This window comes from Marilutibacter maris (genome assembly GCF_006546735.2).
GTDB classification, from domain to species: domain Bacteria; phylum Pseudomonadota; class Gammaproteobacteria; order Xanthomonadales; family Xanthomonadaceae; genus Marilutibacter; species Marilutibacter maris.
The window spans coordinates 1-10,243 of sequence record NZ_VICD02000173.1; the positions used below are offsets into that span (position 1 = coordinate 1).

Below are 10,243 nucleotides of genomic sequence, written 5' to 3' on the forward strand. Positions count from 1 at the left end.
TGACTCAGGGGGGAACGATATCCGGCTGCGCCCGGATATCTCCCAAAGTTCGCTGCGCAAACCTTGGGCCCCGCCGTTGCGCTTCCACACCCCCATTCGCATCTGCGATGCGAATCGCCCCCTGACTCAGGGGGCTGCGACCATGAAATCCAATGCAGGAGCCGATGGGCGTTTGCCATGAGCCCGGGGATCGCGGCTCATGTCATTCCTGCGATCCCGCTCTGCTGCCCTGCCCCACTCGCAAGAACGGGGCGTTTCCGCCCCGTTCCGATCTGTCCGCATTCGAATCGGCCTTTCACGGCCAACCCGTCCCGATCACCCCTTCAGCGGCGACTGCTGGCTGAGGAAATTGCGCGGATTGACCACGCGACCGTTCTCCCAGACCTCGAAGTGGACATGGGCGCCGGTCGAACGACCGGTCGAGCCGGCCTTGGCGATTTCCTGTCCGGCGCGGACCAGCTCACCGACCTTGCGGCTCAACCTGGAGTTGTGCGCATAACGGGTCACGTAGCCGTTGCCGTGATCGATCTCGACCACCTTGCCGTAGCCGGAGCGCACACCGGAGTAGCTGATCACGCCGTCGGCGACGGCGAACACCGGGTCGCCGGTGTTGGCGTCGAAGTCGATGCCCTTGTGCAGTGCGCGGCCACCGCGGAACGGATCGGCGCGGTAGCCGAAGCCCGAGGTGATGTAGCTGCGGGCCACAGGCGAGCGCGACGGCACCGCGTTGAGATCGAGCTGTCGGCTGAACAGCAGCGCTTCCAGCACCGAAAGCTGCTGGCCGGCGGCCTCGAACTGCGCGTCGAGCTGCTGCAGCCCTTCGTCCAGCTCCGGCTTGGAGATATCCTCGACCGGGCCGGCGCCACCGACGCCGACCGGCTTCTCGAAGTCGAACTCGCCGTCCTGCAACTGGCCGATCCGGGTCAGCCGCTCGCCGAGCGCGTTGAGGCGGTTGGCCTCGGCCTGCAGTTCGCCCAGACGGGCGGCCAGCGCATTGATCTCGCGCTGGGCCTCGCGACGGGTATCCTCGATCTGGGCCTGCTGGTCGGCGACCTGCACACGCAGGGTGGCGGTCATCGCGACGCCGGCTCCAAGTCCCACGCCCAGCCCGGTCGCGAGCAGCAGCGAGGCGCACAGGCCGGGCCGGGTCGCACCGAACCGCTGGCCCTGCCAGAGCAGGTGGGCGGCGGCCCGGCGCGATGATTGAATGATGTTCTCGAAGGTCATATTTCCGATGTCTGATTCCAAAGCCAGGTCCCCGCGTCGTCAGCCGGCTCCGCAGGAGGCGCTCGATGCGCTGCTCGCGGAACCCGCCGGCGACCCGATCCGTCGTGCCCTCTGGCTCGACGAGGTGGACCGTCGCCTACGTCCCCATCTGCCGCCTTCACTGGCCCCGCACGCGAGGCTTGCGAATATCAATCACGGCAAGCTGGTTTTTGTCGTCGACGCTCCGGTGTGGCAATCCAGACTCAGGATGTCCGCACCGGAACTGCTCAACGTGGCCCGCTCCATCGGGCTTACTGCAACCGACGTGGTCATCAAGGCGTCGAAGACTCCCCATGCGCCGCCAAGACCGGCTCCACGTCAGCCTGTCCCCATGTCCGCACGCGCGAAGCAGGCGCTGCGGGCCGCCCTGGATTCGCTGCCGACCGCCGATTCGGGCGATACGGACGATTCCAAGTCCGGTCATTGAGGGAAAACGCCCACAAATGTCCGGGGGACGGGGCATCCTACTGGCGCAAATCCCGCCATTTGTTAACTAAAAAGAAATAAATAAGAAAATTTATGTTAGTTTTTAGTTAACTTGCAGGCATTTGTTCACGTCTGTGACGATCGCACGTTTGCGCCGTGCAGCCCTGCGCATCCCGTCCGTCAACACGCGCACGCGCTCCGAGCGCGCCGCTCGGGCGGCACGGATCGGAGGTCAAGAAGGGGGAAACGGCGGGCGTCACGGGCCCGCGGCGCTGCCTGCTCAGGCGTTGATCGGAGTGCCGTAGGCCACCGGAACCGGCTGCCGCTCGTCGACGTAACTGACTTCTTCCCAGGCCGCGGGTTCGGCGATCAGCGCGCGCACCAGCTTGTTGTTCAGCGCATGCCCGGACTTGAAGCCCTCGTAGGCGCCGATGATCGGTCGCCCCGCCAGGTAAAGATCGCCGACCGCGTCGAGGATCTTGTGGCGGACGAACTCGTCGGCATAGCGCAGGCCGTCCTCGTTCAGGACCCGGAACTCGTCGAGCACGATGGCATTGTCCATCGAGCCGCCCAGGCCGAGATTGCGCTCGCGCATGAACTCCAGGTCGCGCATGAAACCGAAGGTCCGCGCGCGGCTGACTTCCTTGACGTAGGAGGCGGTCGAGAATTCGACCTCGGCACGCGACTGCGACGCCGGGATCGCCGGGTGGTCGAACTCGACGGTGAAGCCGATCCGGAACCCCTCGTGCGGGGTGAAGCGGGCGATCTTGTCGCCGTCGCGGACTTCCACCGGCCGCTTGATCCGGATGAAGCGTTTGGGCGCGTCCTGCTCGGCGATGCCGGCGGACTGCAGCAGGAACACGAACGGGCCGGCCGAGCCGTCCATGATCGGCACTTCCGGCGCGGACAGGTCGATGATCACGTTGTCGATCCCCAGCCCGGCCAGCGCCGACATCAGGTGCTCGACCGTCATGACCTTGCCGCTGCCACAGCTCAGGCCGGTGCACAGCATGGTCTCGGTGACCAGTCCGGCGCGCGCGGGGATCTCCACCACCGGGTCGAGGTCGACACGGCGGAACACGATGCCGCTGTCCACCGGGGCCGGGCGCAGGGTGAGGAACACCTTCTCGCCGCTGTGCAGGCCCACGCCGGTGGCGCGGATCAGATTCTTGAGGGTGCGCTGGCGCAACATGTTCGGGTGGGCCTGTCTATGTAGTTATGGTCTCGAAGCCCAGGCTGCCGGCCCCCGCAAATCCGTCGCCTTTCCGGACGATCGACGCGGGGGCGTCATGCCTGCATGCGTGCCATGGCGGCACGCCCAAAATCACGGGGGAGAATACCACGCATGTGGCTGAACCTGAACGAAAAGCCGGTTCAGCCGCCGCAGCTCGACCGTCTGTCATCGACGGCCGCGAAACTGACCGGTCCGGGTCGCGGACCGGTCGAAGGCCCCGGAGCGGGTCCGGGGCGAATATCCCGCCTGGCCGGGGACGAGTCCGGCCAATTCAGGGAGTTGGCCTGCCCGACTCGCGGGCGGCCACCGCAGCGCCGACGGTCAGTCGGCCTGCCGGCGCAGGGTGAGGCGCCGCGCTTGCGAGGCACTGCCTCGCGCGGCGTCGAACGCCTGGCCATGGATGGACAAGCCGGACGATCCGTCCTCTCGATGCATCGCCAAGGACGGCATCAGTCGGCCTGCCGGCGCAGGAACGCCGGGATGTCCAGGTAGCTGCTGTCGCTGCCGAAGTCGGCGGCTTCCGGAGCCGACGACGATGCCGCCGGCGCGGCGTCGGCCATGCCGCCGCGACGCAGGCTGCCGCCGAAGCTCGGAGCCGCCGGCGCCGGCGCCTCGTCCATCGCGCTGAACTCGGGCTGGCCGGTGGTGCCGTTGCGGACCAGTTGGATCGGCGCGCGCTGCTCGTTCGGACGCGACTGCTTGGAGACCGCCCGGTTCAGGCCGGTGGCGACCACGGTGACCTTGACCTCGTCCTGCATGTCCGGGTCGAGCACCGTGCCGATGACCACGGTCGCGTCCTCGGAGGCGAACTGCTCCACGGTGCGGCCGACCTCGTCGAACTCGGCCATGGTGAAGTCCGGACCGGCGGTGATGTTGACCAGGATGCCGTTGGCGCCGGACAGGTTGACGTCGTCCAGCAGCGGGTTCTGGATCGCCGCCTCGGCCGCGGCCTGGGCGCGGTCGTCGCCGCGGGCGGCACCGGTGCCCATCATCGCCAGGCCCATCTCGGACATCACCGTGCGCACGTCGGCGAAGTCGACGTTGATCAGGCCCGGACGCACGATCAGGTCGGCGATGCCCTGCACCGCGCCCAGCAACACGTCGTTGGCGGCGCGGAAGGCCTGGATCATCGTCGCATTGCGGCCGAGCACGGTGATCAGCTTCTCGTTCGGGATCGTGATCAGCGAATCGCAGTGGTGGCTCAGCTCCTCGATGCCCTTGAGCGCGACCTGCATGCGGCGGCGGCCCTCGAACGGGAACGGCTTGGTGACCACGGCGACGGTCAGGATGCCCATCTCCTTGGCCAGCTGCGCGACCACCGGCGCCGCGCCGGTGCCGGTGCCGCCGCCCATGCCGGCGGTGATGAACACCATGTCGGCGCCTTCCATCGCATCCATCAGGCGCTCGCGGTCCTCCAGCGCGGCCTGACGGCCGACCTCGGGGTTGGCGCCTGCGCCCAGGCCCTTGGTGACGTTGCTGCCCAGCTGCAGCTGCAGCTTGGCCCCGCAGTTCTTGATCGCCTGCGAGTCGGTGTTGGCGGTGATGAATTCCACGCCGTCGACGTTGCTGCTGACCATGTGCGCGACCGCGTTGCCGCCGCCGCCGCCGACGCCGATGACCTTGATGATGGCATTGGGTGCCATGCTCTCGACCAGTTCGAAATGTGCCATGTCCTCGTCCTCTGTCTGTGCAGTGCTAGTTGTTGTTGTGTTCTTGCATTGGGGAGATTGCGTGTGTTGCCGGTGCCATGTGGTGCTGCCTTCCGCCTCGCCTGCCGGGTCCCGGCGCCCTCGCCGGAACCTCGTGAAATCAGAATTCGCCGCGATACCAGTTCTTCAACTTGTTGAAGAACGAGCCGGCCCGCCCGGTCGGAATCACCGGGCGCCGCGGATGCTCGATCTGACTGCCCATCAGCAGCAGGCCGACCCCGGTCGCATGGACCGGATTGCCGACCACCTCGCCCAGGCCGGTGACGTGCTGGGGAATGCCGACGCGCACCGGCATCTGCAACATCTCCTCGGCCAGCTCGACGACGCCCTCCATCTTCGAGGCGCCGCCGGTCAGGACCATGCCCGCGCGCACGTGCTGCTCGAAGCCGCTGCGACGCAGCTCGGCCTGGACCATCTCGAACAGCTCCTCGTAGCGCGCCTGCACCGCCTGCGCCAGCGAGTGGCGCGGCATCCGCCGCGGCGGCCGGTCGCCGACCGAGGGCACCTGGATGGATTCCTCCGCGGTCGCCATCTGCGCCAGCGCGCAGGCGTAGCGGACCTTGATCTGCTCGGCCTCCGGGGTCGGCGTGCGCAGCATGTGGGCGATGTCCTCGGTGACCTTGTCGCCGGCGATCGGCAAACTGGCGCTATGCGCGATCGCGCCATGCACGAACACCGCGATGTCGGTGGTGCCGGCGCCGATGTCGACCAGCACCACGCCCAGTTCGCGCTCGTCGCTGGTCAGCACCGCCTGGCTGGAGGCGAGCACGCCCAGGATCAGGTCGTCGACCTGCAAGCCGCAGCGCTGCACGCATTTGCTGACGTTGGCCGCGGCCGACTGCGCGCAGACCACCAGATGCGCATGCACCTCCAGGCGCACGCCGGTCATCCCGACCGGATTGCGAATGCCTTCCTGCGAATCGTCGAGCACGTAGTCGCGCGGGATCGCATGCAGGATCTTCTGGTCGGCCGGGATCGCGACCGCCTTGGCCGCCTCCAGCACCCGGTCCAGATCGCCATGGCTGACCTCGCCGTCGCGGATCGGCGCGATGCCCTGCGAATTGCGGCACTGCACGTGGCTGCCGGAGATCGACGCGTAGACCGAGCGGATCTCGCAGCCGGCCATCAGCTCGGCCTCCTCGACCGCGCGCTGGATCGACTGCACGGTCGACTCGATGTCGACGACCACGCCCTTGCGCAGTCCCCTGGACTCGTGCGAACCGATGCCGATCACCTCGATCGGATTGCCGGGCCCGCTGTGGTCGGGGGTGTACTCCCCCACCAGTGCCACCACCTTGGAGGTGCCGATGTCGAGGCCGACGATGAGCGACTTGTCGCCTTTGCGGTTCATGATTGTCCTTGCGTCTGCGGTGCTGCCGGGGTCTCGATCGCCTCGCCCCAGGTCAACGAAAAACCATTGGTGTAACGAAGATCGGCGCGCGCCAGCCGATGCGCGCGCTGCGCGACCAGTTGCGGAACGACGCGGATGAAGCGACGCAGCCGCTCGTTCGGACGGGTCCGGCCGACCACGACCGTGGTGCCGCTGGCCAGGTCCAGCGTCCAGCTGCCGCGCGCATCGAGCGCGACGCTGCGCACGCCGACGCCCAGCGGCGCGAACAGCGTGCGCGACTCGTTGTAGAAGCGGACCACGTCGGAGACCCGGGTGTCCGGGCCGTCCAGCTTCGGCAGGTGCGCCGGCACCTCGATGCCGTCGGCCGGAAACAGCCGGCCCTGCTCGGACAGCAGGCGTGCATCGCCCCAGCGCGCGAACGGCCGGTGCTCGACCACCGACACCTCCAGCACGTCGGGCCAACGCTTGCGCACCTCGGCATGCTCGACCCAGGGCAACGCCGCCACCGCCGCCTGCGCGGCTTCCAGATCGACCGCGAAGAAGCCCTGTTTGGCGTAGGGCATCAGCGTCTTCTGCAACGCGTCCGCGTCGACGCGCTGGAACTCCGCGGTCGCGCGCAGGCGGGTCAGCGGCCACTGCTCCTGGCCGATCCAGCCCTTGAGCACGGCGACCACCGGCAGCACCACCAGGGCCACCGCCAGGGTCCAGCCGATCAGGCGCACCAGCGCGTTCATGCGTGCGCGCCTCCTTCGCGACCTTCGACGCGGGTCTGCTCCGGCAGCGTCTGTTCCAGGATCAGCCAGCACAGGGATGCGAAATCGACGCCGAGTTCGGCCGCGGCTTTCGGCACCAGCGAGTGACTGGTCATGCCCGGCGCGGTGTTGATCTCGATCAGCTGCAGGCCGGTTTCGCGGTCGCGCATCACGTCGACCCGGCCCCAGCCGCTGCAGCCGACGGCGCGGAACGCGGCCAGCGCGAGGCGGCCGATCTCCGCCTCCTCCTCGCCCTCCATCCCGGGGCAGATGTAGCGGGTGTCGTCGGCGACGTACTTGGCGTGATAGTCGTACCACTCGCCGGCCGGCTCGATCCGGATCGACGGCAGCGCGAGATCGCCGAGGATGCCGACCGTGAATTCGGGGCCCTGCACCATCCGCTCCATCAGCAGCTCGCCGTCATAGCCGGCGGCGAACTCCGCCGCGGCGGCCAGATCCTGTTCGCCGAGAATGCGGAACACGCCGACGCTGGAGCCTTCGCAGGAGGGTTTGACGAACACCGGCAGCCCCAGCGCACGCGCGGCGGCGACCAGGTCCTCGCCGGCGGCCAGGCGCGCGAAGCCCGGGGTCGGCAGCCCTTCGGCCATCCACACCTGCTTGGTGCGGATCTTGTCCATGGTCAGCGCCGAGCCGAGCACACCGGGCCCCGTATAGGGCACGCCGAGCGCATCGAGCAGGCCCTGCAGGACGCCGTCCTCGCCGCCGCCGCGGTTGCCGTGCAGGATGTTGAACACCCGATCCACGCCGCCGGCGCGGATCGCCTCGACCAGGGCCGGAATGCCATCGACGGCGAACGCGTCGATGCCGCGCGAACGCAGCGCCTCCAGCACATTGCGGCCCGAGTCCAGCGACACCTCGCGCTCGGCGCTGGTGCCGCCCATCAGCACGGCGACGCGACCGAACACACCCGGGTCGGAGACACGCTGCGCGGCCGGCAAGGCGCTCATGCCTCGTCTCCATCGGCGTCGACGAACCCGGCGGTCACCAGCTCCTGGGCGGTATGACCGATATCGCCGGCACCCATCACCAGCAGCAGATCGCCATCGCGCAGCACGTCCGGCAGCACCCGCGGCAGCTCACCGGCGCTGCCGACGACCACCGGATCGATGCGTCCACGGGCCCGGATCGCACGCGCCAGCGACTTGGCGTCGGCGCCAACGATCGGCGCCTCGCCGGCCGGATACACCTCGGTCAACACCAGGGCGTCGACCGTCGACAGCACCGCCGCGAACTCGTCGAACAGGTCGCGGGTGCGCGAATAGCGGTGCGGCTGGAACGCGACCACCAGGCGCCGGTCGGGCCAGCCGCCGCGCGCGGCGGCGAACACCGCCTCCAGTTCCTTGGGATGATGGCCGTAGTCGTCGACCAGTTGCACCTTCGCGCCCTTCGGGGTCTCCAGCTCGGCCAGCAGGTTGAAGCGACGACCGATGCCGGCGAAGCCCTGCAACGCCCGGGCGATCGCCTCGGCCGACACGCCCAGCTGCCAGCCGACCGCGGCGGCGGCCAGTGCGTTGAGCACGTTGTGGTGACCCGGCAGCGCCAACTCCACCGCGGTGCGGGTCGCATCCGGCAGGCACAGGGTGAAATGCATCGCCGCGCCCTGCTGGCGGATGTCCTCGGCGCGCACGTCGGCCTCGGCGTGGGTGCCGTAGGTCATCACGTGGCGCGGGGTCTTCGCCGCCAGCTCGGCGACCTCGGGATCGTCGATGCACAGCACCGCCAGGCCGTAGAACGGCAGCCGGTGCATGAATTCCTCGAACGCCGCCTGCACCCGCGAGAACTCGCCGCCGTAGTTCTCCAGATGATCGGCGTCGATGTTGGTGACCACCGCGATCTGCGGATTCAGGCGCAGGAAGCTGCCGTCGCTCTCGTCGGCCTCGGCGACCAGCCAGTCGCCCTTGCCCAGGCGCGCGTTGGCGCCGGCGGCAAGCAGTTGGCCGCCGATCACGAAGGTCGGGTCGACCCCGCCCTCGCCGAGCACGCTGGCGGTCAGCGAAGTGGTGGTGGTCTTGCCGTGGGTGCCCGCCACCGCAATGCCGCGCTTGAAGCGCATCAGCTCGGCCAGCATCTCCGCGCGCGGAACCACCGGAATGCGCTGCGCGCGCGCCTCCATCAGCTCGGCGTTGTCGGGGCGGATCGCGCTGGATACGACCACGCAGTCAGCGCCCAGCACGTTCGACGCGACATGCTTGCGGTGCACGGTGATCCCGATCGAGGCGAGCCGGCGGGTGACCGCGTTGTCGGCCAGGTCCGAACCCGATACCTGGTAGCCGAGCGTGCACATCACCTCGGCGATGCCGCTCATGCCGGTGCCGCCGATGCCGACGAAATGCACGCGCGGGAATGCCTTGGCGAGATCGCCATCGTGTTGCAACCGGCGGCTGCGTACGGTCGCGCTCATGCAACCGGCTCCTTCTGAGTGTTGTGTCCCAGCACCGCGTCGGCGACCCGCTCGGCCGCGTCCGGCCGCGCCAGCGCGCGGGCGCACACCGCCATGCGCTGCAGGTCGATGCGCTGGTCGAGAATTTCGAGGGTCGCGGAGAGCCGCTGGTACAGCGTCTCCCCCTGCGGCAGCACCTGGGCGGCGCCGCGCATCTGCAGGAATTCCGCGTTCTTGGTCTGATGGTCGTCGACCGCCTGCGGGAACGGCACCAGGATGCAGGCGGTACCGACCGCGCACAGTTCGGCCAGGGTCAACGCGCCGGCCCGGCACACGACCACGTCGGCCCAGCCGTAGGCCTCCGCCATGTCGGCGATGAACGGCTCGATGGACGCCTCCACCCCGGCCTCCGAGTACGACCGCTCGGCTTCCGCGCGCATCTTTTCGCCGCACTGGTGGCGGACCTGGAATTCGACGACGTGGCGCAGCGCCGCAACCGCCTTCGGCACCGCTTCGTTCAAGGCCCGCGCGCCCTGGCTGCCGCCGAGGACCAGCAGACGCAGCGGCCCCTCGCGACCCTCGTAGCGGGCCTCCGGCGGCGCCACCGCGGCGATCTCCGCGCGCACCGGATTGCCGACCACGGTCTCTTCCAGCATCGGGAAGGTCTCCGGGAAGCCGGTCAGCACCTGTCGCGCCATCCGCGCCAGCACGCGATTGGTCAGCCCCGGCGCGCGGTTCTGTTCGTGCACGAACAGCGGCACCCCGAGCAGGCGCGCGGCCAGCCCGCCCGGTCCCGCGGCGAAGCCGCCGAAGCTGATCACCGCGCGCGGCCGCAGGCGCTTCAGGCACGCGCGCGCCGCCAGCACCGCCTTGAGCAGGCGCCACGGCGCGGCCAGCTTGACCGCCATGCCCTTGCCGCGGATCGCGCGCACGGCGATGGTCTCGATCTCGATGCCGTGCTGCGGCACCAGCCGGGTTTCCATGCCGCCCTCGGCGCCGAACCAGTTCACCGCCACCCCGCGCGCGCGCAGCACCCGGGCCACGGCCAGGCCGGGAAAGATGTGGCCGCCGGTGCCGCCGGCGAGGATCACCACCGGGCCGCTC

At 69.1% G+C, this 10,243-nt stretch carries 10 protein-coding genes; 2 read left to right on the plus strand and 8 right to left on the minus strand.

Features of this window, described 5'->3' with window-relative positions; all coding sequences use genetic code 11:
• Window positions 1-181, plus strand: a 181-nt coding sequence (locus tag FKV24_RS19580) for a hypothetical protein (RefSeq protein ID WP_211371844.1), incomplete at its 5' end; no start/stop codon positions are given.
• Between the two features lie 134 nt (window positions 182-315).
• Here FKV24_RS19580 and FKV24_RS10450 read toward each other — a convergent pair.
• Complete coding sequence (locus FKV24_RS10450) at window positions 316-1,227, minus strand: M23 family metallopeptidase (protein WP_141482340.1); 912 nt, start codon at window positions 1,225-1,227, stop codon at window positions 316-318.
• A 7-nt stretch (window positions 1,228-1,234) separates the two neighbouring features.
• Here FKV24_RS10450 and FKV24_RS10455 point away from each other — a divergent pair, with 7 nt between their 5' ends.
• A complete protein-coding gene (locus FKV24_RS10455; RefSeq protein ID WP_170288275.1) occupies window positions 1,235-1,693 on the plus strand; it encodes a DciA family protein in 459 nt (152 codons plus the stop codon).
• Window positions 1,694-1,972: 279 nt separating this feature from the next.
• Here the strand turns inward: FKV24_RS10455 and lpxC are convergent, their stop codons facing one another.
• The 7 genes from lpxC to murG form a co-directional block, all read right to left on the minus strand.
• Window positions 1,973-2,884 carry a UDP-3-O-acyl-N-acetylglucosamine deacetylase gene (gene lpxC, locus FKV24_RS10460; protein ID WP_141482341.1) on the minus strand — a complete coding sequence of 304 codons (912 nt, stop codon included), beginning with the start codon at window positions 2,882-2,884 and terminating at the stop codon, window positions 1,973-1,975.
• A gap of 491 nt (window positions 2,885-3,375) precedes the next feature.
• The gene (gene ftsZ / locus FKV24_RS10465) at window positions 3,376-4,596 is read right to left on the minus strand and encodes a cell division protein FtsZ (protein ID WP_111265658.1); all 1,221 of its coding nucleotides are present in this window, start codon (window positions 4,594-4,596) and stop codon (window positions 3,376-3,378) included.
• Window positions 4,597-4,735: 139 nt separating this feature from the next.
• Window positions 4,736-5,986 (minus strand): cell division protein FtsA, encoded by a 1,251-nt coding sequence (ftsA, locus tag FKV24_RS10470; RefSeq protein ID WP_111265657.1) that lies wholly within the window; start codon window positions 5,984-5,986, stop codon window positions 4,736-4,738.
• Window positions 5,983-6,720, minus strand: a complete 738-nt coding sequence (locus tag FKV24_RS10475; RefSeq protein ID WP_111265656.1) for a cell division protein FtsQ/DivIB — start codon at window positions 6,718-6,720, stop codon at window positions 5,983-5,985. Before FKV24_RS10475 ends, ftsA begins: the two co-directional genes overlap by 4 nt.
• Window positions 6,717-7,706, minus strand: coding sequence for a D-alanine--D-alanine ligase (locus FKV24_RS10480; protein ID WP_141482342.1), 990 nt, complete (start codon window positions 7,704-7,706; stop codon window positions 6,717-6,719). Before FKV24_RS10480 ends, FKV24_RS10475 begins: the two co-directional genes overlap by 4 nt.
• Window positions 7,703-9,160 carry a UDP-N-acetylmuramate--L-alanine ligase gene (murC, locus tag FKV24_RS10485; protein WP_141482343.1) on the minus strand — a complete coding sequence of 486 codons (1,458 nt, stop codon included), beginning with the start codon at window positions 9,158-9,160 and terminating at the stop codon, window positions 7,703-7,705. The genes FKV24_RS10480 and murC overlap by 4 nt, the downstream gene beginning before the upstream one ends.
• Window positions 9,157-10,230, minus strand: coding sequence for an undecaprenyldiphospho-muramoylpentapeptide beta-N-acetylglucosaminyltransferase (gene murG, locus FKV24_RS10490; protein WP_141482344.1), 1,074 nt, complete (start codon window positions 10,228-10,230; stop codon window positions 9,157-9,159). Before murG ends, murC begins: the two co-directional genes overlap by 4 nt.
• Window positions 10,231-10,243 lie beyond the last annotated feature (13 nt).